This is a genomic window from Paenirhodobacter sp. YD-8 (assembly GCF_056590935.1).
The window spans coordinates 2,229,346-2,251,219 of the sequence record NZ_CM152649.1 but is presented as its reverse complement, the minus strand read 5'-3'; the positions used below and the strand labels follow the sequence as shown (position 1 = coordinate 2,251,219).

Below are 21,874 nucleotides of genomic sequence, written 5' to 3'. Positions count from 1 at the left end.
CTTGTCTGTCAGGAGGAGCGCCGCGCGTCGGAGGCGGCGAGGCTGTGGGGGAAGAACAGGCGCTGCACCAGCCCGACCAGCCCGAACAGCGCCAGCGTCAGCGCGCTGAGCAGGGCGAGGCCGGCAAAGGCCAGCGGGATGCGGAAGAAGGCGGTCGAGGTGCGGATGAAGTAGCCCACGCCCTCGTCGGCGGCGACGAACTCGGCCACCACCGCGCCGATCACCGCGAGGGTGATCGCGACGCGCAGCGCCGAGAAGAGATGCGGCAGCGCATAGGGCAGGCGGATCTGCCGATACTCGCGCCCGGTCGTCGCACCAAGCGAGCGCGACAGCTCGATCAGCTCGTCGGGGCATTGCAGGAGCCCGGTCGAGGTGCCGACGACGATCGGGAAGAAGGCGATCATCGCGGTGATGACGACGCGCGGCAGATCTCCGGCGCCGAGCGTGACGACGAGGATCGGCGCGATGGCGACGATCGGGGTCGACTGGATCACCAGCAGGATCGGATAGATGCTGCGCCGGAACAGGGCAAAGCGCGAGATCGCCACGGCAAGCGGCAGGCTGATCGCCACCGCCGCGGCAAAGCCGAGCAGGACGATGCGCAGCGTCGCCCAGACATGGCCGAGCCATTGCGGCGCGGGCACCGCCAGGGCGGCGGCGGCGACGGCGCTTGGCGCGGGCAGCAGGAAAGGCGGGATCAGCCCGGCGCGCGCCGTGACCTCCCACAGCGCCAGAAGGCCGGCGACGGCGAGGGCGGGCGGCAGCCAGAGCGGAGCGCTTGCGCGCAAGAGACGGAAGAGGGGCATCAGGCGCGCTCCGTCAGCAGCGCGCGCAGATGCTCGCACAGGTCATGAAAGCGCGGCAGGCGCAGGGTCTGCGGGCCGCGCGGCGCCGGCAGGTCGACCTCGATCGTCTCGCGGATCGTGCCGGGGCGGGCGGACATCACGCAGATGCGGTCGGCCAGCAGCACCGCTTCGGGGATCGAATGGGTGATGAACAGCACCGCGCTGCGATGGCGTTCGCGCAGGCGCAGCAGCTCGAAGCTCATCTCGTCGCGGGTGAGCGCGTCGAGCGCCGAGAACGGCTCGTCCATCAGCAGCAACGACGGCGCGCCGAGCAGGGCGCGGCCGATGCCGACGCGCTGTTGCATGCCGCCCGACAGCTCGGCCGGGAAGCTGCGGGCGAAGTCCTGCAGCCCGATCGTCTCGAGCATCCGCGCCGCGCGGTCGCGGTCCGCTCCGGTGACCGGGCGGCCGCGATGGCGCAGCGGGAACAGCAGGTTGTCGGTCACCGTGAGCCAGGGCAGCAATGCGGGGCGCTGGAACACCATCGCGGTGTCGTCGCGCGGCCGCTCGATCGGGTGGCCGAAGATCCGCCCCGTGCCGGCGCGGATCGGCAAAAGTCCCGCGACCATCCGCAGCACCGTCGACTTGCCGCAGCCCGAGGGGCCGACGATCACGGTGAAGCTGTGCGCGGCGACCTCGAGCGAGATGTCGCTGAGCGCGGTGACGCTCTGCCCGCCGGTGCCGCGGAAAACCTGGCTGACATGCTCGAGCGCCACCGCGGGCGGGGCAAGGGGGCGCGCCGCCCCCGGGGGATAGGCGGGAGCACATGCCATTGGCGCAATGGCATGATCGTCGGATGTGATCGGCATCTGGGGTGTCGCGTTCCGTGTGGTTCGTCCTGTTCGCCCGAGGACAGAAACACGAAATCAGTGCGCCCATATAGCGCCGTTTTCAGATGCCTGCGGTCTCGTTTCGAGAACGCTCGGGGGCCGAGACCGTCGCCAGCCACTCCGGCAGGAAGGCCTTGAGCTGTTGCGAGAAGTTCGCGACCGCCACCGGCATCGAGGCATCCGCGACCCCCGCAATGAGCCGCTGCGGCGTGATCCCGGGATCGCGCAGCGGCAGGAAGGCCAGCCGCCCGGCGCGGATGTCGTCGGCGATCCCGACCGGGGTCATCACCGACAGCCCGCCGCCGCGCAGCACGAAGGCGCGCAGGAAGGCCATGCTGTTCGACCGCACCCGCGGCGCCAGACGCAGCGCGCTGGTGGCCATCACGTGGTCGATCTGCTCGAAGATGGTGATCGTCTCGTCCGGCAGCAGGACCTGTTCGCCCACGAGGTCGGACAGCGTCGCGCGGCTCTTGCGCTGTGCGAGCGGGTGGTCCGGCGGCGCGATGATGCCCAGCGGGAAATCGGCGCCGGCGACCTGGAACAGGGCATGTTTCGGCGGCGGGTTGAAGATCAGGCACATGTCCGCCTCGCCGCTGCCCACGGCCTTGATGCAGTCGAGCAACGGCATGCCGCGCACCGTCAGCTCGATCCGCGGGAAGCGCGTGCCGAAATCGAGGATCGCATCGGGCAGCACGTCGTTGAGCGCGGTCTCGATGCAGGCGATGGTGAGGTGTCCGCGCGCGCCGGTGCGCAGCTGCTCGATCTCGGACAGGGTCTTGCTGTAGTCGCGCAGCGTGGTGCGGATGTGCAGGCTCAGCAGCTCGCCCGCCGCCGTCGGCCGCACTCCGCGCGGCAGCCGCTCGAACAGCGGGGTGCCGAGCGTCTCCTCGAGCTCGTTGAGATGGCGGTTGATCGCGGAGGGCGCGACATTGAGCACCTCGGCCGCCCGGCGGATCGAGCCGTGCCGGACGATGGCGTCGTAATAGACGAGAAATCTGCTGTGCATCGGGTCCGCCGCTGTCTTTCGCCCATTCGCCTGCGCGGCGGGGGCGAAGTCAACGCCCTGTGGCGGCGCCGGTGGCGGCCGGGGCATCGTCCGCGGCCGCCGGCGCCTGCCACCTGCCCGGTGCGCGGGCGGGCGGCGCGAAAATGCGGCGTCAGGTCAAGGAGGGCCGGCGCGGCTCATCTGTCGGCGAGTCGATAGCCGACCCCCGGCTCGGTGAAGATCCAGCGCGGGTCGGCGGCATCATCGCCGAGCTTGGCGCGCAGCTGGCGGATATAGACGCGCAGATACTGGCTGTCGCCGGCATGGGCCGGTCCCCAGATCGCCTTCAGGATCATGTCCTGTGTGACCAGCCGTCCGCCGTGACCGGCCAGAAGCCACAGCAGATCGAATTCCTTGCGCGTCAGCTTCAGGTCCTCGCCCGACAGGCTGGCGCGATGCTCGATCGCATCGATGGCGAGCGGCCCGAGCGTCAGCGCGGCGGGCACCGCGTCCCGCGCCCGGTCGCGCAGCAATCCGCGCAGGCGTGCCAGCAGCTCGCCGGTCGAGAACGGCTTGGTGACATAGTCCTGGGCGCCGGCATCCAGCGCGGCGATCTTGCCGGCCTCGTCGCTGCGCACGGAGAGGATCAGGACCGGCACCTGCGACCATTCGCGAACCGTCTTCAGCACCGAGATCCCGTCCGCATCGGGCAGGCCGAGATCGAGAATGATCGCCGCCGGCGCCTCGCGCGCGGCGAGCGCGATGCCGTCCCGCGCCGTCGCCGCCTCGGAGACGACATGGCCTTCGGTTTCCAGCGCGACGCGCAGAAAGCGCCTGATCGGCGCCTCGTCCTCGACGATCAGGATGCGGGCAGCGGCGGTCATGCGGATACCTCCGGGTTCCAGAGCGGCAGTTCCATCACGATCCGCGTGCCGCGCCCGTCGGGATGCACGGCCTCGGCGCGGATCGCGCCGCCATGGGCTTCCACGATCCCCTTGCAGATGGCAAGGCCGAGGCCGGTTCCCGCCTGTCCGCCGTCGCCCTGCTCGGCGCGCCAGAACATGTCGAAGACATGGGCGGCCGCGCCCGGTGGCAGGCCCGGCCCCTCGTCCTCGACCGACAGCACCGCCCGCCCGCGCGACTGGCTTGCCGCGATCCGGATCGCGCGGCCCGGCCCGGCATATTTGCAGGCGTTGTCGAAGATGTTGACCAGCACCTGTTCGATCAGCACCGGATCGACCTGCGCCGGCGCCATGTCGACGGGGATCGCCACCGCGACCGGATGACCCCGCAGCGGGCCGCGCAGCCGGTTGCGGGCCGATCCCACCAGCTCCCGCAGGTCGGTGGCATGGGTCTTCAACGTCAGCGCACCATGGCCGAGGCGGGTCATGTCGAGCAGGTTCTGGATATAGCGGTCGAGCCGGTCGCCCTCGTCGCGGATGGTCTCGGCAAGGGTGCCGCGCGCCTCGGCGGTCAGGCCGGGTTGCGTCAGCCCCTCGGCCGCACCGAGGATCGACACCAGCGGCGTGCGCAGGTCGTGACTGACCGAGGACAGCAGCGCGGTGCGCAGCCGTTCGGTCTCGCTTGCAACGCGGATCTGCGCCAGATCATCGGCAAGCCGCACCCGCTCCAGCGCCAGCGCCACCTGATCGGCCAGCGCCTCGACCAGCCGCCGGTCGCCGGGCGGCGGCTCGTGCCCGTCCTCGTAGGCCAGGCCCAGAACGCCGATCCGCCGCTCGGCGGCCAGCAGCGGCAGGAACAGCCAGCGCGAGGCGGGCAGGGTCGCCGAGCCCTTGCCCGCGGGTTCGCCATGCGCATGCGCATAGGTCGCCGCGGAGAGTTCACGCGGCTCCATCCGGTCCTCGGGCGGAAAGGCCCCGACAATCGCAAGCTGCCCGCTCTCGTCCGGCAACAGCAAGATCGAGTGGCATTCGAGCACCGCGGCGACATGGCTGACCGCCGCCCAGACCACGTCATCGACCGAGGCCGCCGCCGCGGCCCGGCGCGAGAAGTCGTAAAGCTTGCGCGTCCGGTCCGAGATCGCCCGCTGCGCAACGGCCCGGTCGCGCAGCCGTGCGGCGAGATTGCCGGTCAGGATCGAGACCGCAAGGAACAGCACCAGCGTCACGAACTGGCCCCGGTTCCAGATGTGCAGCGTCATCCGCGGGTCGGTGAAGAACAGATTGTAGGCGAGGAAGCTGAGCACCGCAGCCGCAACCGACGGCCGGCGCCCGAGCGTCGCCGCAACCGCCACCACCGTCGTCATGTAGAGCAGCGACAGGCTCAGCACCGGGATCAGCCGCTCGGCGCCAAGGGCGAGCAGCGTCGTCGCGCCGACCGCCAGCGCGACAAGGCCGAGCGGGCGCAGCTGGGCGCGCAGATCGGCCCGGGCCGGCCGACGGCGCTGACGCTGGCGCGCCGGGCTTTCCTCGTCGGTGACGAGGGTCAGCTCGAACTGCGTCGCGCCACGCAACAGGCCGGCGACCACCGCCTCATGCGGCGAGGGCGACAGCCAGCGCGCAAGCCGCGCCCTGGGGGCGGGCCGCGGCACGACGATGCGGCGGACATTGTGCCTTTGCGCGAAGTCCAGCACGTCCTGGGCGGCATCGCGTTCGGTCTGCAGCACCGTCACCTCGGCCCCCAGCCGTTCGGCCAGACGCAGCGAGGACGTGCCCGGATCGCCCGCAAGATCGCGCTGCGTCTCGGCGCGCAGGCTGGTCAGCGCCACCGCCAGCCACTCGACCCGCGCCCGGTCGGCCGAGCGCCGGGCGATCCGCACCGCGTCGCGGCCGACGGCACCTTCGGGCAGGACGACGAGGATCCGCTCCTGCGTCGGCCAGGGGCCCTCGATCGCGTTTGCCGCCATGTGTTCCTTGAGCTGCGCATCGACCCGGTCGGCGGCGGTGCGCATGGCAAGCTCGCGCAGCGCCGTCAGGTTGCCCTTGGCGAAGAAGTTCGCCACCGCCCGCGCCGCCTGATCCTGCACATAGACCTTGCCCGCGCGCAGCCGCGCGATCAGCTCGTCCGGCGGCAGGTCGATCAGCTCGATCTCGTCGGCGAGTTCAAGCACCTGATCGGGCACCGTCTCGCGCACCCGGATCCCGGTGATCCGCGCGACGGTGTCGTTCAGCGTCTCGACATGCTGGACATTCATCGTCGTGTAGACGTCGATCCCGGCGGCGAGCACATCCTCGACATCCTGCCAGCGCTTCTCGTGCCGGCCCCCCGACAGGTTCGAATGCGCCAGCTCGTCGATCAGCGCGAGGCCGGGAAGGCGGGCGATCAGGGCGTCGACATCCATCTCCTGCAGAATATGGCCCTGATGATAGACCGTCCGGCGCGGCAGGACCTCGAAACCGCGCAGCATCGCCTCGGTCTCGGCGCGGCCATGGGTTTCCACCACGGCGGCCAGCACGCTGACGCCTTCGGCCGCGCGATCACGCGCGGCCTGCAGCATGGCGAAGGTCTTGCCCACACCGGGCGCGGCGCCGAGAAAGACCTTCAGCCGGCCCCGGCCTTCGCGGCGGGCCTCGGGCAGAAGGGCCTCGGGTTCGGGGCGGGAGGGTTCGGACATCTGACCTCTCAGTTCGCCGCAGCAGGCGCCACCGGCGTCGCGGCGTCAAGGGCAAGGTTGGTCAGCAGGACGTTGACGCGCGGCTCGCCATAGAGGCCGAGCCAGCGGCTCTCGGTATGGGCGGCGATGATCCGGCTCACCTCGGCGAGGGGAAGGCCGCGGGCCGCGGCGATGCGGGCCGCCTGGCCATGGGCGTTGGCGGGCGAGATCTGCGGATCGAGGCCGGACCCCGACGCGGTGACCGCGTCCGCGGGGGCCGTGCCGCCATTCGCGGCCTCCCAGGCGCTGCGCCGGGCCGCCACCTCGCGGCGCAGCGCCGCCGAGCTCGGGCCGAGGTTCGAGGCGCCCGAGGGCATGGCGCTGAACGCCGCGGCCGAGGGGCGCGGATGCAGATAGCGCGCGCCCGCGAAGTCCTGCGCGATCAGCCGCGAGCCGATCACGGTGCCGTCCTGCACGATCAGGCTGCCGTTGGCGGCGGCTGGCACCAGCGCCTGTGCGATCGCGGTGATCGCCAGCGGATAGGCGAGGCCGGTGAGAAGGGTCATGCCCGCAAGCAGGACGAGGGCGGGGCGGAACAGGGTCAGCATGGAAGCCTCCTTATGCCAGGCCGAGGGCGGTGACGGCCATGTCGATGGCCTTGATGCCGATGAAGGGCACGATCAGCCCGCCCAGCCCGTAGATCGACAGGTTGCGCCGCAACAGCGCCGCGGCGCTCGAGGGCTGGTATTTCACCCCGCGCAGCGCCAGCGGGATCAGCGCGACGATGATCAGCGCGTTGAAGATCACCGCCGACAGAAGGGCGCTTTGCGGCGAGGCGAGCCCCATGACGTTCAGAACGCCGAGCCCCGGAAAGGCGGCGACGAAGATCGCCGGCAGGATGGCGAAGTATTTCGCCACGTCATTGGCGATCGAGAAGGTGGTCAGTGCCCCGCGCGAGATCAGCAGCTGCTTGCCCACCATCACCACCTCGATCAGCTTGGTCGGATCGCTGTCGAGGTCGATCAGGTTTGCCGCCTCCTTCGCGGCGGGTGTGCCCGAGTTCATCGCCACCCCCACATCCGCCTGCGCCAGCGCGGGCGCGTCGTTCGAGCCGTCGCCGCACATCGCGACCAGCCGCCCGCCCGCCTGTTCGCGGCGGATGTAGTCGAGCTTCATCTCGGGCGTCGCTTCGGCGAGGAAGTCGTCCACCCCGGCCTCGGCGGCGATCGCGGCGGCGGTCAGGGGATTGTCGCCGGTGATCATCACCGTGCGGATGCCCATGGCGCGCAGCTCGGCAAAGCGCTCGCGCACGCCGGGCTTGATCACGTCCTTCAGATGGATCGCGCCGAGGATCACGTCGTCCTGCGCCACCAGAAGCGGCGTGCCGCCGGAGCGGGCGATCTCGTCGATCCTCGCGCGCAATGCCGGATCGGCAGGCTTGCCCACGAACCGCTCCACCGCATCCACCGCGCCCTTGCGCAGCCGCCGGTCCGGCAGATCGACGCCGGAAAGCCGGGTCTGGGCCGAGAAGGCGACCGGCTCGCCCGTGTCCGCGGTCTCGCCGGTCAGGGCAGGGAGCAGCCGGCGTGCCAGATCGACGATCGACTTGCCTTCCGGCGTGGCGTCGCTGAGCGAGGCAAGCCAGGCGGCACGGACCAGTTGCGTCTCGCTCACGCCCCGGGCCGGATGGAAGGCGTCGGCCATCCGGTTGCCGAAGGTGATGGTGCCGGTCTTGTCGAGCAGCAGCGTGTCCACATCCCCCGCGGCCTCGACCGCGCGCCCGGATTTGGCGATGACATTGGCGCGCACCAGCCGGTCCATGCCGGCGATGCCGATGGCCGACAGAAGCCCGCCGATGGTGGTGGGGATCAGCGTCACGAACAGCGCCGCAAGCGTCACGACCGGGATCGCGATGCCCGAATAGCGGGCGAAGGGGGCGAGCGTGACCACGACGAAGAGGAAGATCAGCGTCAGCCCGGCAAGCAGGATGTTCAGCGCGATCTCGTTCGGGGTCTTCTGCCGCTCCGCCCCCTCGACCAGCGCGATCATCCGGTCGAGGAAGCTCTTGCCCGGCTCGGCGGTGATCCTCAGGATCAGGCTGTCGGAAACAATCCGGGTGCCGCCGGTGACCGAGCAGCGGTCGCCGCCGGATTCGCGGATGACGGGCGCGCTTTCGCCGGTGATCGCGCTTTCGTCGACCGAGGCGACGCCGCGGATCACCTCGGCGTCGGTCGGGATCAGGTCTCCGGCCTCGACACGCACAAGCTGCCCGGCCCGCAGCGCCGAGGACGGCACCGATTTCGGCGCGGGGTCGTCCTCGCGGGCGAGCAGCCGGACCATGGTTTCGGCCTTGGTCGCGCGCAGGCTGTCGGCGCGGGCCTTGCCGCGGCCTTCGGCGAGCGCCTCGGCGAAATTGGCGAAAAGGACGCAGACCCAGAGCCAGAAGGCCAGCTGAAGGGTCACGCCCCAGCCCGGCGCGCCGATGGCAAGATCGCGCAGGGCCAGAACGCTGGTCAGCCCGGCGGTGACGGCGGTGACGAAGATCACCGCGTTGCCGATCAGGGCGCGGGGGTGAAGCTTGGCGAAGGCGGCCCGCAGTGCCGCCGCATAAAGGCCCGGCTGGGCGGTCGAGGAGGTGGACATGGGGTGTCCCTGAACTGAAGGGGGGAGGCGCGGCCCGGCAAGGCCGCGCGGGATCAGAAGCTGTGTCCCGCCGCCAGGGCGGTCTGTTCCGCGATCGGGCCAAGCGCCAGCACCGGGAAGAAGGTCAGGGCGCCCAGGATCGCCACGGTCACGATCAGCAGCGTCACGAACAGCGGCCCGTGCGTCGGGAAGGTGCCCGAGGTGACGACGGCGCGCTTCTTCGCGGCGAGTGACCCGGCAATCGCCAGCATCGGCACGATGATGGCATAGCGGCCGAGGAGCATCAGCAGGCCAAGGGCCGTCGTCTGCCAGGGCGTCGCCGCGCCGAACCCGCCGAAGGCCGAGCCGTTGTTGCCGACGGCCGAGGAATAGGCATAGAGGATCTCGCTCAGCCCATGCGGCCCCGCCTCCTGCACCGAGGCCAGCGCCGCCGGCACCGTGGCCGAGATCGCCCCGCCCGCCAGAATGCCGAGCGGCATCGACAGGAAGGCCAGCATCGCGAGCGTCACCTCGCGCGCCTCGATCTTGCGGCCAAGGTATTCCGGCGTGCGCCCGACCATCAGCCCGGCCAGGAAGACCGCCAGCACGACATAGAGCAGCATCCCGTAAAGCCCCGCGCCGACGCCGCCGAAGACCACCTCGCCGATCATCATGTTGACCATCTCGACAAGGCCCGAGAGCGGCATGAAACTGTCTTGCATGGCATTGACCGAGCCATTCGAGGCCGCCGTGGTCGCCGCGGCCCAGAGGGCGGAGAGACCGGCGCCGAAGCGCTGTTCCTTGCCCTCCATGTTGGTGCCGAGACCAAGGGCCGCGTTGCCGCCGGTCTCGCCCCACCAGATCACCACGAGACCAAGGACGAACATCGCACCCATGGCGGCGAAGATCGCCCAGCCCTGCCGGCGGTCTTGCGCCATCCGGCCGAAGACGAAGCAGAAGGCGACGGGAATGAGCAGGATCGACAGGCACTGGGCCATGTTCGACAGCACCGTCGGGTTCTCGAACGGATGGGCCGAGTTCACGCCGAAGAAGCCGCCGCCATTGGTGCCAAGCTGCTTGATGGCGATCTGTGCGGCGGCGGGGCCGCGCGCGATCAGCTGATCGGCGCCTTCGACCGTGGTCGCGTGCACCGCGCCCAGCAGCGTCTGCGGCACGCCCTGCACGGCCAGCACCAGCGCCACCACCACCGACAGCGGCAGCAGCACATAGAGAACCGAGCGCGTCATGTCGGCCCAGAAATTGCCCAGCCCCGCGCCCCTCTCGCCGGTGAAGCCGCGGATCACCGCGATGCCGACCGCCATGCCGGTCGCCGCCGAAACGAAGTTCTGCACCGTCAGGCCGGCCATCTGCGCGAGATAGCTCAGCTGTGCCTCGCCGGAATAGGCCTGCCAGTTGGTGTTGGTGACGAAGCTGATCGCGGTGTTGAAGGCCAGATCGGCCGGCATGCCGGCAATGCGATCGGGGTTCATCGGCAAGGCGCCCTGCAGGCGCAAGATCGCATAGAGCGCGACGAACCCCGTCAGGTTGAAGACCAGAACGGCAAGCGCATAGGCCTTCCAGCCCTGCGAGACATCGGCGCGGATGCCGGCAAGGCGGTAGACCCCCCGCTCGGGCGGGCCGAAAACGGGCGAAAGCGGCGTGCGCTCGGCCGCATAGACGCGCGTCATCAGGCCGGCCAGCGCCCATCCGCCCGCCGTCAGCACTGCGCAAAAGAGGAAATATCCCAGAAGATCGTGCATCGTCGCGCCTCAGAACCGGTCGGGGCGCAACAGCGCGAGGATCAGGAAGCCGAAAACCCCCGCCGCGACGGCGAGGCCCAGGAGGATATCGAACATGCCGTCCTCACATCCTGTCGATGAGGCGCAGGGCGCCGGCGAAAAGGCAAAAGCCCGCCAGCCCGAGCGCGAGATAGATGAGGTCTGCCATGGCAGTCTCCCGCTGTTGTCATGGCAGCGGGATCGCCCGGGCAGGCGTGAAGGGGATATATGAAAGGCGGCGCGGAGGCATAAAGATCGCGTAAAGGGGCGGCTTTTGCCGGCGCGGGAAAGCTGCCCCGCGCTTCGCCGCGCCGGAGCATTCCTTGCGGGGATGTCGGGCCCGTCCGTGTCACCGGAACCGAGCGAGGGTCGCGACGGCCGCAGCGTGCATCTTGACGCCGATTGCGCCGGGCAAGGTCGGATCGGGGCAAGGGACGGGGAGGGGATGACGCGCTGCGCAGAACGCGCACGATCCCGCAAGGTTCTGAAAACAGTTCAAAACTTCTTGGAAAAGTGGCGGAGAGACAGGGATTCGAACCCTGGGTGGGCGCAAACCCACAACGGTTTTCGAGACCGCCCCGTTCGACCGCTCCGGCACCTCTCCGCGTCGGTGGTCGTCTTGTGGAGGCGGATTTAGCCTGCCGCGCGGGGGCATGCAACCGCTTTTTTCATCTTTTTCGCGCGGATGCGCCACAGGCCCGAAAACGCCTGTCTGCGCGATGCGGCGGGGCCTTGGCAGCGGGGCCGGGGGGGCTATGCTGCGCCACGATCTCCCGCGCGAAAGGCCCGCGACGATGCTTCGATTCTCCTCCCCCGCCGCTCCCCTGCGCCGTCTGGCGCTCGGCCTCGCGCTTGCATTTGCAGCACCCGGGGCCCATGCCGACCCCGCGCGAATCTCGCACCTGCTGCACACCGACGCGCTCTTCACCATCCTGCAGAAGGAAGGCGTCGCCTATGGCCGCGATCTGGCCGAGGAAATGACCGGCGAGCCCTCGGATCCCGGCTGGGTCGCCGAGGTCGAGGCGATTCACGCCCCGGCGCGGCTGCAGCCGGCCTATCAGGACACCTTCGCCGCCGCGCTGAAGGGCGCCGATCAGGCGGCGATCGAGACCTGGCTCACCTCGGACACCGGCAAGCGGGTGGTCGAGCACGAGATCTCGGCGCGCGAGGCGCTGCTCGATCCCGATGCCGAGGATGCCGCGATCGCGGCGGCCGAGACCGCGCAGGCGCAGGGCGACCACCGCTTCGCCGCCGTCGAGCGCATCATCGAGGCCGCCGGGCTGATCGAGCCGAACGTGGTCGGCGGGATGAACGCCAACCTCGCCTTCTACCGCGCCATGGCCGAGGGCGGCGCCTTCCCCTACGAGGTGACCGAAAGCGACATGCTCGCCGATGTCGCCGCGCAGGAAGAGGAGATCCGCGCCGACGTCACCAGCTGGATCCAGGGCTATCTGTTCCTCGCCTATGGCTCGCTGCCGGCCGATGATCTGGACCGGATCGCGCGGTTCTCGGCCTCGGCGCCGGGGCAGGCGCTGCTGCGCGCGCAGTTCGAGGGATTCGATCTCGTCTACGAGGAAAGCTCGGCCGCGCTCGGGGCGGCGCTTGCGCGGCGGATGACGGCGGCCGAGCTCTAGGCACGGCGCGCACACGCCTTTTCAACTCGATGTGACAGTCAGGTGAACGCCTCCGCGCGCGAAATCCGCCGCGGGGGCGTTTCCATGCAATGGGTCAAGGCCTTGCGGCGGGGCGGCCGAAATTCCCCCGGATCACGCGTCGGCGGCAGTTGGCCGATGGAACCGTGGCGGGGGATTGATTGTTTCCCAAGGACTTATAGCTCGGTGCTGCGGACAGCAGACCGCAAACAGATCCACGGGGGACAGCCCCGAAAGGAGGACGAAAATGAAACGCATCCTGATGGCTTCGAGCGCCTTTGCCGTGGTCGCCGGTTCCGCCTTCGCGGGCGGCTATACCGCGCCCGTGACCGAGGCCCCGGTCGTCGCGCCGGCGCCCGTCGTGACCAGCAATGTCGACTGGACCGGGTTCTATGCCGGTGGTCAGCTCGGCTATGGCAAGACCAACAGCACCCTCGACGTCGACGGCGCCTATGCGGGCGTGCACGCCGGCTACATGAAGGACTTCGGCAAATACGTCCTGGGCGGCGAGCTCGCCTATTCGGGCGCCGGCATGAAGACCGGCAAGGGCGCGACCGAGCAGAAGGTCAAGGACTTCGCCGATCTCAAGCTGATCGCCGGCGTTCCCACCGGCAAATGGCTGCCCTATGCGGGCCTCGGCGCCTCGATGGTCAACGTCAAGTCCGCCGGCACCGACTATTCCGACACCGTGCCGATGGCGCTCGTGGGCGTGAAATACCAGCTCAACGACAAATGGGCGCTCGGCGGTGAAGTCGACTACCGCAAGGGCAACAACTTCGACGGCAGCAAGCAGGACCTGAACCTGACCACCGTCGGCATGACCGCGTCCTATCGTTTCTGAGGACGACGTCTCCGGCATGATCCGGACGGCCGGGCAGGGCAGGCGCCTTGCCCGGCCGCAAATTTTCCGGAATGGGGCTGCCTTGGCAGGGGCGGCGCCGCAGATTTTCCGGTTCTGAATTTTTTCCGTTGCAGGCGGGTGTATTTCGCAAAACATTCGGTGAAATCACTGAATGGCCGCATCGGAGCCTGCCATGGATGACATTGATCGCAAGATCGCGGCGCTTCTCTCGGACGATGCACGCGCCTCGCTGGCGCAGATCGGCGCGGTTGTGGGGCTCTCCACCTCGGCGGTGAACGACCGGCTGCGCCGGCTGATCGAGCGTGGCGTGATCCGCCGGATGAGCGCCGACGTCGCGCCCGAGGCGGTCGGCCTGCCGGTCACCGGCTTCGTCTGGGTGGCGCTGGCGCCGACGGCGGACGAGGGCGCCTTCCGCGCCGCGATGGCGCAGCTGCCGCGGGTCACCGCCTGCCATCACGTCACCGGGCCCTGGTCCTATCTGGTGCAGATCCGCGCGGCGAGCCTCGACGCGGTCGAGGACTTTCTCAGTGAACTGAAATCGGGCGGCTGGATCGCGCGCTCGGAAACCATGCTGGCGCTCTCGACCGTGGTCGAGCCGCCGTTCCGCTATCGGGGGTAATCATGCTGTTCCTGAAATCGCTGCTCGTGGGCCTTGCCATCGCCGCACCGCTCGGCCCGATCGGGGCGCTGTGCATCCAGCGCACGCTCGCGCGCGGCTTCTGGGCGGGGGCGGCAGGCGGGCTCGGCACCGCCGCGGCCGATGCCACCTATGCCGCCGCCGCCGCCGCGGGCTTTGCCGCCTTCTCGGCCTTTCTCGCGCGGATCTCGCTGCCGCTCGGGCTCATCGGCGGCGCCTTCCTGCTCTGGCTGGCGTGGAAGGGCTGGCCGCGCGGCACCGTCACCGCGGCGCCCGCCCGCGCGGCCGAGGGGCGCGGCCTGCTGGCGACCGCGGCCACCACCTGGGCGCTGACGATGACCAACCCGGCCACCATCCTCAGCTTCGCCGCGATCTTCGCGGGCCTGGGCCTCGCCGATGCCGCGGGGCCGCTTTCCGCGGTCCTCGTCGTCACCGGCATCTTCGCGGGCTCGATGCTGTGGTGGATCTTCCTCTCGGGCACGGTCGCGGCGCTGCACCATCGCCTGCCCGCCGCCTTCGCCACCTGGACCGCGCGGGTCTCCAGCCTGATGATGGCAGGCTTCGGCCTCTGGGCCCTCGCCAGTGCGCTGACCTGACCCCGGCGCTTTCTCCTTGCCGAAAATACCTCGGGGGTGAGCGGCGAAGCCGCGAGGGGGCGGCGCCCCCTCAGGCCCTCTCAGCCCGCCAGCGCCTCGGCAAAGGCGCGCAACCGCAGCAGTGCCGCCTCGAGCGCGCCATCCTCGAGCGTCAGCGCAATCCGCAGATGCCCCGCCGCCGGCGCGCCGAAACTCTCGCCCGGCATCACCGCGATCTTCTCCTCGTCGAGGAGCCGCGCGGCGAATTCCTCGCCCGAGAGCCCGGTGCGGCGGATGTCGAGCATCGCATACATCGCGCCGGCCGGATGGGTCAGCCCGACGACGGGGCTGCCGGCCATCACGTCGCGCACGATGTCGCGCCGTCGGCCGAAGGGCGCGGCCACCGCGGCCTCGAACCCCGCGCCCCGGCGCAGCGCGAAGAGCGCGGCATCCTGGATGAAGCCCGGCACGCCATAGGTGGTGTTGACCGCAAGCTCGTGGGCGGCGTCGATCACCTCCTCGGGCGCCACCATCCAGCCGATCCGCGAGCCGGTCATCGCATGGCTTTTCGACAGCGAGCCCAGCACCACCGTGCGCTCGGCCATGCCCGGCAGGCTGCGCGGGCTGATTGCCGGGCCCTCCCAGACCTGGGTCTCGTAGACCTCGTCCGAGATCAGCCACAGGTCCGCCTCGGTGCAGGCCCCGGCGATGCCGGCGATGGTGTCGGGGGTATAGATCACCCCCGTCGGGTTATTGGGCGAGTTGATCAGCAGCGTGCGCGCGCCGGCGCTGGCCGCGAGGATGTCGGCCTTGGCGGGCTGGAACCCGGCCTCGGCCCGCGCCTCGACCGCGCGCGCCTCGGCGCCGCTCGCGCGGATCGTGCCGGTATAGGTCGGGTAGAAGGGCGAGATATAGAGCCCGACATCGCCCGGATCGAGCAGCACCTGATGCGCGGTGTAAAGCGCGGCCTGACCGCCCGGGGTGACCAGCACATTCTCGGCCCGGGTCTCGACTCCGGTGCGGGCGGTGACGCGGGCGGCGATCTCGGTGCGCAGGGCAGGGATGCCGGGAATGTCGGTATAGCCGGTGTGGCCGTTCGCCGCCGATTGCGCCATCGCGGCGAGGATCGCGGGATCGGTCTTCACATCGGGCTCGCCGATCGTCAGCATCACCACCTTCTCGCCCGCCGCGATCATCGCCCGCGCGCGATAGAGGATGCCCCAGCCATTGCCGCCGGTGCCGCGCATATGCGCGACGCGTGCCGCCAGTTCCATTGTCGTGTCTTCCTTCACTTGTCCGGGGGCAGGATGCCCAGCCCCCGCAGATAGATGCCGATCCCGCTTTCGAGCAGGTCCTCGGGCGCCCAGGGTCCGGCCGTGCCGGGGGCGGCGCGGGCGAAAAGCTCGACCACGCCATGGCTCATCGCGCGCACATGGGCGGCGACCATGCTGGCGGGCGGGCGGCGGGCGGCGGGCAGGGCCGACAGCAGCGCCTCGGTCGCGCGCAGCATCACCGCCTCGGCCCGCTCGGCCCCCGCCGCCAGCTCGGGCGAGCGGTTCGGCGCGATGCCGCTTTCGAACATCGCGACGTAATGGCCCGGGAAGCGGCGGGCGAAGGCCAGATAGGCCCGTCCGGTCGCGCCGAAGGCCGCCAGCGGCGCCGGCGCGCCGCCGTTCCAGGCGTGCTCCATCACATCGGCGAAGATCGCATAGCCCTGCCGCGCGCATTCGGCGATCAGGTCCTCGCGCCCGGCGAAATGGCGATAGACCGCGGCCGGCGTCACGCCGGCGCGCTTGGCCGCCTCGGACAGCGTGAAGCCGCCCGGCCCCTGCGCCCGGATCAGCTCGAGCGCGGCCTCGACCAGCGCCTGGCGCAGGTTGCCGTGATGGTAGCCCTGCTTAGCCATTCAGGATGTCGAGACCACCGCAGATCCTGTCGTCGATCTCGCCGATCGCCTTGCGGTCCTTGCGGGCGAACTCGACCGCGCCGAGCACGGTCTGCACCGCGGCGATACGGGCGCGCATCTTGTCGTCCGAGCGGATCACCGTCCAGGGCGCCGAGACGGTGTGCGAGCGTTCAAGCGTCTCCTTGATCGCCGCGGTGTAGTCGTCCCACTTCTTCAGCCCCTCGACGTCGACCCAGCTCAGCTTCCACTGCTTGAGCGGGTCCTTCTCGCGGTCGAGGAAGCGCTTGAGCTGCTCGGCGCGGTCGACCGAGAGCCAGATCTTGACGAGGATCACCCCCTCGTCGACCAGCATCTTCTCGAAATCGGGAAGCTGGGCGAAGAAGCGTTCGCGCTGCGGGTCGGTGCAGAAGCCGAAGACCTTCTCGACCACGCCGCGGTTGTACCACGAGCGGTCGAAGATCGCGATCTCGCCCGCCGCCGGCAGCCAATCGACATAGCGCTGGAAATACCATTGCGTCGCCTCGCGCTCGGTGGCCTTCGGCAGCGCGACGACATAGGCCGAGCGCGGGTTCAGGTTCTCGCGCAGCCGGTCGATGGTGCCGCCCTTGCCGGCCGCGTCGCGCCCTTCGAACAGCACCACGAGACGCCGCCCGGTGGCTTTCAGGTCCCACAGCATCTTCACCAGCTCGACCTGAAGCGCCGCCATCTGCGCCTCGTAGTCCTTCTTCTTCATCTCTTCCCGGTAGGGGTAGGATTTCGACAGGATCTGGTCCTTGTCGGCGGTCTCGATCGCCTTGCGCACCGCCTCGGGCGCCTCGGTCTTCAGGTATTTCGTGATGTCGCCGACGAAGGGAATGCCCTCGTCCTTCGCCTCGGCGGCGACCGCCGCGGGCAGCGCGACCTTGTCGTCGGATTTCCTGTCCTTGCCCATGGCGCCCTCCCGCGGTGATGTGAATGCGCTTCACTATAGGCCGCGGGCGGGCGGCCGCAAGCCGGGCGCGGGCGCCCGGCCGGGGGCTCAGTCGCCGATCTTCGCCAGATCGTAGGGCGTGTCCTGATAGATCTGGTTGATCCAGTTGCCATAGAGCAGATGCGCATGGCTGCGCCAGCGGTTCAGCGGCACCTGCGTGGGGTCGTCGTCGGGATAGTAGTTCTTCGGCACGTTGATCGCCTTGCCCGCCGCGACGTCGCGGTCATACTCCTCCTTCAGCGTGCCGCTGTCGTATTCGAAGTGATTGAAGATATAGAGCGCGCGATGCGCCGCATCCTCGACCAGACAGGGGCCGGTCTCGTCCGAGGCGATCAGCGTGGTCAGCCCGGCCGCGTCGATCTCGTCCTGATGCATCTCGGTCCAGCGGCTGACGGGCACCAGCACGTCATCCGAGAAACCACGCAGATAGGGCGAGGTCGGCGCGAGGTTGCGGTGGCGGAAGCAGCCGAAGGCCTTGTGGGCAAGGGCGTGCTTCTGGACGCCATGGAAATGATAGGCCATCGCCATGCCGCCCCAGCACACGCCGAAGGTCGAGAAGACATGGCTCTGCGTCCAGTCGAAGATCCGGCTGATCTCGTCCCAGTAGGTCACTTCCTCGAAGGGGATCTTCTCGATCGGGGCGCCGGTGATGATGAGGCCGTCGAACTTCTCGCCGGTCGCCTCGACCTCCTCGAAGGGGCGGTAGAAGGTCTCCATGTGCTCGGCCGCGGTGTTCTTCGTCTGATGCGAGGTGATCCGGATCAGCTGGAAGTCGATCTGCAGCGGCGTCGCGCCGATCAGCCGGGCGAACTGGTTCTCGGTCTGGATCTTCTTCGGCATCAGGTTCAGCAGGCCGATGCGCAGCGGTCGGATATCTTGCGAGGCGGCCCGCCCGGGCGACATCACCATCACGCCTTCCCGCGACAGGATCTCGTATGCGGGGAGGGTTTCGGGAAGGGTGACAGGCATGATGTTTCCGATACTTGCGGTGTGATCTTGAGGTAATGCTCGAAGCGATTCCGGCTCAGGCGGGAAGGGTTTGCGCGATCAGGGATATAAAATCCTTCTCGTCACGGACAAGGGCGACCTGCTCGGCGGTGACGGTCACGCCCCAGTTCCGCGCCATCGCCGCATAGCGCGGCTGGCGGTGGTCGAGCGCCTGCCGATAGGTCCAGCGCACGAAATCGTCGGGGTCGACCTCGTCCTCGCGCCGGCCGCGCTCGACGCGGTATTGCACCCATTTTCGGTCGAGGAAATCGGGCGAGTAATACATCGGCTTCGGGGCGCGGTCGAAACGGCGCACGAGCTCGTCGGTATGCGCCGCCGAGCCCTCGATCCAGACCATCAGCAGGTTCTTCGACAGCGCCGTCAGGATCGGGTCGGCCGGGTCGTCGGGGTCCACCACCTCGCAGATCGAGCCGCCCGAGTCGCAGACGAAATTCGGGATCCGGTAGATCTCCTCGGCGCGGCGGATGAAATAGGGCGTGTCGAGCAGCGCCGCCTGTTCGGCCAGCCGGTGCTGGGTCTGGCGGCGTTCGTATTCCTCGAGCGCGAGCCCGCCGCGGGCGGCCGAGCCGGGCTTGCCGAGATAGGTGGACAGCGGCGCGAGGTTGTCGAAGGTGATGTTCGACTCGATGCACACCGAATCCGACAGCAGCAGCTCGGCGAGGAAGGGGTTCTTCATCGCCTCGCGCTTGAAGTTGTCGGCGATGTATTCGCCCATGTAGCGCGTGCCGATCCGGTAATCGACCGAGTAGTGGAACCAGCCCGAGCCCGAGCCGCGCAGCATCGAGGCGAGATAGGTCTTGCCCAGCCCCGACATGCCGAACAGAAGCACCCGCTTGCGCGCGCTCGCCAGCCACTCCGCCCGATTGCGATAGATCATCCGAACCCCCGTGTTTGGCCCCGTTTAGCGCGCGCGGGCGGCGCCGTCACGGGGTTTCGGGCAAATGCGAAGGCCCCGCCGGGGCGGGGCCTTGCGGTTTCGGGCGGGGCAGCAAGGCCCCGCCGATCCTTGCGGATCAGAAGCTGATGCCGACGCGCACGCCCGCGGCGACGGCATGGTTGTCGGTGAACTTCGCGCGCGCGGTGCCGGCGGTCTGCGCATCGGCATCGCCCAGCCACAGGTAGCGCAGCGCGCCGGTGACCTTGACGTTCTCGTGGGTGTAGACCGCGGCAAGGCCGATGCCGGTGTACCCGCGCGTCGGCGCGAGCGGCGAGACGAGCTTGTCATCGCCACCGCCGGGTTCGTACATCACGAAGGCCGAGCCCGACCAGGCGTCGTTGAACTTGTGCCCGACGCCGAGCGTGTAGCTCGTCGAGTTGTTCAGATCGACGAGGCCGCCGCCGGTGGTGGCGGTGAACCAGGCCGGGTCGATGGTGAACTGGCTCCAGTGCACCCAGCGGATCGAGCCGAAGGCCAGCCAGTCGGGGGCGACGCCGGTCTGGAAGTCGAGCGTCACGGCCTCGGGCGTATCGACCTCGGTCGAGCCGGTGGCGATGGTGGCGGAGCCCATCTTCTCGGTGGTGTCGAACTTGTGCGTCACCTTCGACTGGTAGGTCAGCGCGACGCGCAGCGCGATCTCCGGCTTCTCGTAGGCGGCGCCGAGCGAATAGCCCGTGGCCCAGTCATTCGAGAAGTGGGCGTTGTAGCCCGAGATCGCACCATAGGCGAGGCCGCTCAGCCCGACCACGGCCGAGGCGTTCGACAGGCGCAGCCCGCCGTGCATCGACCAGTTGTCGTCGAACTTGTAGCGCATCAGCGCGGTATAGCCCTCGGACTGCACGTTCACGTTGGTGCCGGCGAATTCCGCCGCGCCACCAAGCGGATACTCGATGTTGGCGCCATAGAAATGGTCGTACATGACGGCCATCGACAGCTTGTCGTTGAACTCGTGCTTGTAGGCGAAGCCGGGCAGGTAGTGGTTTTGCGCCACGCCACCGGTGTTCGCGCCGGTATAGACGCCGACGCCGCTCACCGACGGACGGATCCGGCCATAGGACAGCTCGATGTAATCCTTGCCCTTCTCGAACAGGACGCCGACCGACTGGGTGGACCGTTCGATCCCGCCTGCGGACACGGCTCCCGCGCTGAGGGCAAGCAGGCTTGCCCCCATAAGAATGTGTTTCATTTGAACCTCTTCCCTAGAGTGTGAGACCTCTCTCCACGCCCGACCGTAGCATGACGTAAACGTGAATCAATTCGGCCTGCGGCCTGACGTCGCGTCGCGTGGAGATGCTGCGCTGCAGCCTGTGACCGCGGCGCCACGGCTGGCGCGGGGATGCGGAATGCGCCCCCGTCGCAGAGCCGGAACCCGCCGGCGGGCGATGCGGGACCGCGCGGGCGGCCGCGGGCGGTGCCGGGCGAGGGGGGTGATCTCATCGGGTGTCTCCTGACTCGGGCTCCGTGGGTGGTGAGGCCATTAAGCATGAAACTGGTAAGTCGGAACTTAACGGGACGCGGAAAACCGATCTCCGTTCCGATCGTCGACATCTGGGCAACAGGGGGGTGCGCCAGCCGGCAACCGCTCCCCCTGCGGCGATCGGCCCGGCTTTCCCTTGGCGGCGAAATATTGCAGTCTTCCGCGCGCCCGCCGGCCGAGGCCGTGCGGGCAGGGACAGACAGCGCGCGAGGACAGCATGGCCTTCCACCCCCCGAAACCCACGCCCAAGGGGCTGTGGCGGCGCACGCCGCCGGCGATCTTTCCGGCAACGCTCGGCCTTCTGGGGCTGGCGCTCGGCTGGCGCCGCGGCGTCGGGCAATTCGCGCTGCCGCCGGGGCTTGCGGACCTCTTCCTCGGGGCGGTGGTGCTCTTCGCGCTGTTTGCCCTGCTGACCTATGTGGTGAAGCTGATGCGCCGTCCGGCCGTGGGGCTCGAGGATCTGCGGATCCTGCCCGGCCGTGCCGGGCTCGCGGCGGCGGTGCTGTGCATCTATCTGCTGGCGCTGGCCTTCGGGCCGATCTCGCCGGCGCAGGCACGGCCGATCCTGCTCCTGGGCATCGTCGCCCATCTTGCGCTCACCGTCGCGGTGCTGTGGACCTTTGCCCATGGCCCGGCCGAGCAGCGCCGGGTGAACCCGGTGTGGCATCTGACCTTCTCGGGCTGGATCGTCGCCGCGCTTGCCGCGCAGGGGCTGGGGCTGGCGACGCTGGCGCTTGCGCTGTTCTGGCTGGCGCTGCTGGCGGCGCTGGTGATCTGGAGCCTCTCGATCGGGCAATTCGCGCAGGAAAGCGTGCCGGCACCGCTGCGCCCGCTGCTGGCGATCCATCTCGCGCCGGCCTCGCTGCTGGGGACGGTGGCGACGGGGTTCAATGCGGGGGGGCTGTCGCTGGCCTTCGCCGCGCTCAGCGTGATCCTTCTGGCGCTGTTCGTGGTGCGGGCGCGCTGGCTGCTTGCGGCGGGGTTCAGCCCGCTCTGGGGGGCGCTGACCTTCCCGCTGGCCTCGACCGCGAGTTTCTGGCTTGTGCTCGGCGGTGCCTGGACGCTGCCCGGCGCGGTGCTGCTGGTCGCGGCCACGGTGATCATCGTGCCGATCGCGCTGCAGATCACCAAGCTCTGGGCGAAGGGGACGCTGGCGATCAAAACCAACGCCGCCATCGCCTGAGGGGGCTTGCATCCGGCGCCGATGCGTGAAACAGGGGCGTGCCAAACGTAGCCT

At 69.4% G+C, this 21,874-nt stretch carries 20 protein-coding genes and 1 tRNA gene; 5 read left to right on the top strand and 16 right to left on the bottom strand.

Annotation, left to right across the window (positions count from 1 at the left end; translation table 11 throughout):
• Positions 1 to 8: 8 nt before the first annotated feature.
• The 10 genes from AC0QTQ_RS10890 to AC0QTQ_RS10845 form a co-directional block, all read right to left on the bottom strand.
• The gene (locus AC0QTQ_RS10890) at positions 9 to 806 is read right to left on the bottom strand and encodes an ABC transporter permease (RefSeq protein WP_480256595.1); all 798 of its coding nucleotides are present in this window, start codon (positions 804 to 806) and stop codon (positions 9 to 11) included.
• Entirely contained in the window at positions 806 to 1,654 is an 849-nt protein-coding gene (locus AC0QTQ_RS10885) for an ABC transporter ATP-binding protein (protein WP_480256594.1), read from the bottom strand. The genes AC0QTQ_RS10890 and AC0QTQ_RS10885 overlap by 1 nt, the downstream gene beginning before the upstream one ends.
• 82 nt (positions 1,655 to 1,736) lie before the next feature.
• Positions 1,737 to 2,681 carry a LysR family transcriptional regulator gene (locus tag AC0QTQ_RS10880; RefSeq protein WP_480256593.1) on the bottom strand — a complete coding sequence of 315 codons (945 nt, stop codon included), beginning with the start codon at positions 2,679 to 2,681 and terminating at the stop codon, positions 1,737 to 1,739.
• A gap of 176 nt (positions 2,682 to 2,857) precedes the next feature.
• On the bottom strand, positions 2,858 to 3,544 hold the full coding sequence (locus tag AC0QTQ_RS10875) for a response regulator (protein ID WP_480256592.1): 687 nt from the start codon (positions 3,542 to 3,544) through the stop codon (positions 2,858 to 2,860).
• Positions 3,541 to 6,234 (bottom strand): ATP-binding protein, encoded by a 2,694-nt coding sequence (locus AC0QTQ_RS10870; RefSeq protein WP_480256591.1) that lies wholly within the window; start codon positions 6,232 to 6,234, stop codon positions 3,541 to 3,543. The genes AC0QTQ_RS10875 and AC0QTQ_RS10870 overlap by 4 nt, the downstream gene beginning before the upstream one ends.
• Before the next feature lie 8 nt (positions 6,235 to 6,242).
• Positions 6,243 to 6,821, bottom strand: coding sequence for a potassium-transporting ATPase subunit KdpC (gene kdpC, locus AC0QTQ_RS10865; RefSeq protein WP_480256590.1), 579 nt, complete (start codon positions 6,819 to 6,821; stop codon positions 6,243 to 6,245).
• 10 nt (positions 6,822 to 6,831) lie between these two features.
• A complete protein-coding gene (kdpB, locus tag AC0QTQ_RS10860) occupies positions 6,832 to 8,856 on the bottom strand; it encodes a potassium-transporting ATPase subunit KdpB (RefSeq protein ID WP_480256589.1) in 2,025 nt (674 codons plus the stop codon).
• Between the two features lie 53 nt (positions 8,857 to 8,909).
• Entirely contained in the window at positions 8,910 to 10,595 is a 1,686-nt protein-coding gene (gene kdpA, locus AC0QTQ_RS10855) for a potassium-transporting ATPase subunit KdpA (RefSeq protein WP_480256588.1), read from the bottom strand.
• Between the two features lie 9 nt (positions 10,596 to 10,604).
• On the bottom strand, positions 10,605 to 10,691 hold the full coding sequence (kdpF, locus tag AC0QTQ_RS10850; protein WP_121534678.1) for a K(+)-transporting ATPase subunit F: 87 nt from the start codon (positions 10,689 to 10,691) through the stop codon (positions 10,605 to 10,607).
• 436 nt (positions 10,692 to 11,127) lie between these two features.
• Positions 11,128 to 11,217, bottom strand: a tRNA-Ser gene (locus tag AC0QTQ_RS10845).
• Positions 11,218 to 11,407: 190 nt separating this feature from the next.
• On the opposite strand from AC0QTQ_RS10845, the gene AC0QTQ_RS10840 reads away from it, so the two are divergent.
• The 4 genes from AC0QTQ_RS10840 to AC0QTQ_RS10825 all read left to right on the top strand — a co-directional run bounded on the left by AC0QTQ_RS10840 (position 11,408) and on the right by AC0QTQ_RS10825 (position 14,360).
• On the top strand, positions 11,408 to 12,247 hold the full coding sequence (locus tag AC0QTQ_RS10840) for a DUF2059 domain-containing protein (protein ID WP_480256587.1): 840 nt from the start codon (positions 11,408 to 11,410) through the stop codon (positions 12,245 to 12,247).
• A 265-nt stretch (positions 12,248 to 12,512) separates the two neighbouring features.
• Positions 12,513 to 13,106, top strand: coding sequence for an outer membrane protein (locus AC0QTQ_RS10835; protein WP_480256586.1), 594 nt, complete (start codon positions 12,513 to 12,515; stop codon positions 13,104 to 13,106).
• A 193-nt stretch (positions 13,107 to 13,299) separates the two neighbouring features.
• The gene (locus AC0QTQ_RS10830; protein ID WP_480256585.1) at positions 13,300 to 13,746 is read left to right on the top strand and encodes an Lrp/AsnC family transcriptional regulator; all 447 of its coding nucleotides are present in this window, start codon (positions 13,300 to 13,302) and stop codon (positions 13,744 to 13,746) included.
• Positions 13,747 to 13,748: 2 nt separating this feature from the next.
• Positions 13,749 to 14,360, top strand: coding sequence for a LysE family transporter (locus AC0QTQ_RS10825; protein WP_480256584.1), 612 nt, complete (start codon positions 13,749 to 13,751; stop codon positions 14,358 to 14,360).
• Between the two features lie 80 nt (positions 14,361 to 14,440).
• Here the strand turns inward: AC0QTQ_RS10825 and AC0QTQ_RS10820 are convergent, their stop codons facing one another.
• The 6 genes from AC0QTQ_RS10820 to AC0QTQ_RS10795 form a co-directional block, all read right to left on the bottom strand.
• Entirely contained in the window at positions 14,441 to 15,613 is a 1,173-nt protein-coding gene (locus AC0QTQ_RS10820) for a pyridoxal phosphate-dependent aminotransferase (RefSeq protein WP_480256583.1), read from the bottom strand.
• A gap of 14 nt (positions 15,614 to 15,627) precedes the next feature.
• Positions 15,628 to 16,245 (bottom strand): TetR/AcrR family transcriptional regulator, encoded by a 618-nt coding sequence (locus AC0QTQ_RS10815; protein WP_480256582.1) that lies wholly within the window; start codon positions 16,243 to 16,245, stop codon positions 15,628 to 15,630.
• Positions 16,238 to 17,176: a polyphosphate kinase 2 gene (gene ppk2 / locus AC0QTQ_RS10810; protein WP_480256581.1), complete on the bottom strand. Its 939-nt coding sequence runs from the start codon at positions 17,174 to 17,176 to the stop codon at positions 16,238 to 16,240. The genes AC0QTQ_RS10815 and ppk2 overlap by 8 nt, the downstream gene beginning before the upstream one ends.
• A gap of 87 nt (positions 17,177 to 17,263) precedes the next feature.
• The gene (locus tag AC0QTQ_RS10805; protein WP_480256580.1) at positions 17,264 to 18,184 is read right to left on the bottom strand and encodes a homoserine O-succinyltransferase; all 921 of its coding nucleotides are present in this window, start codon (positions 18,182 to 18,184) and stop codon (positions 17,264 to 17,266) included.
• Between the two features lie 55 nt (positions 18,185 to 18,239).
• A complete protein-coding gene (locus AC0QTQ_RS10800; protein ID WP_480256579.1) occupies positions 18,240 to 19,100 on the bottom strand; it encodes an ATPase in 861 nt (286 codons plus the stop codon).
• A 136-nt stretch (positions 19,101 to 19,236) separates the two neighbouring features.
• Positions 19,237 to 20,346, bottom strand: a complete 1,110-nt coding sequence (locus AC0QTQ_RS10795) for an OmpP1/FadL family transporter (RefSeq protein WP_480256578.1) — start codon at positions 20,344 to 20,346, stop codon at positions 19,237 to 19,239.
• Positions 20,347 to 20,854: 508 nt separating this feature from the next.
• Between AC0QTQ_RS10795 and AC0QTQ_RS10790 the strand changes: the two genes are divergently transcribed.
• Positions 20,855 to 21,820 carry a TDT family transporter gene (locus tag AC0QTQ_RS10790; RefSeq protein WP_480256577.1) on the top strand — a complete coding sequence of 322 codons (966 nt, stop codon included), beginning with the start codon at positions 20,855 to 20,857 and terminating at the stop codon, positions 21,818 to 21,820.
• The last annotated feature ends 54 nt before the right edge of the window (positions 21,821 to 21,874 follow it).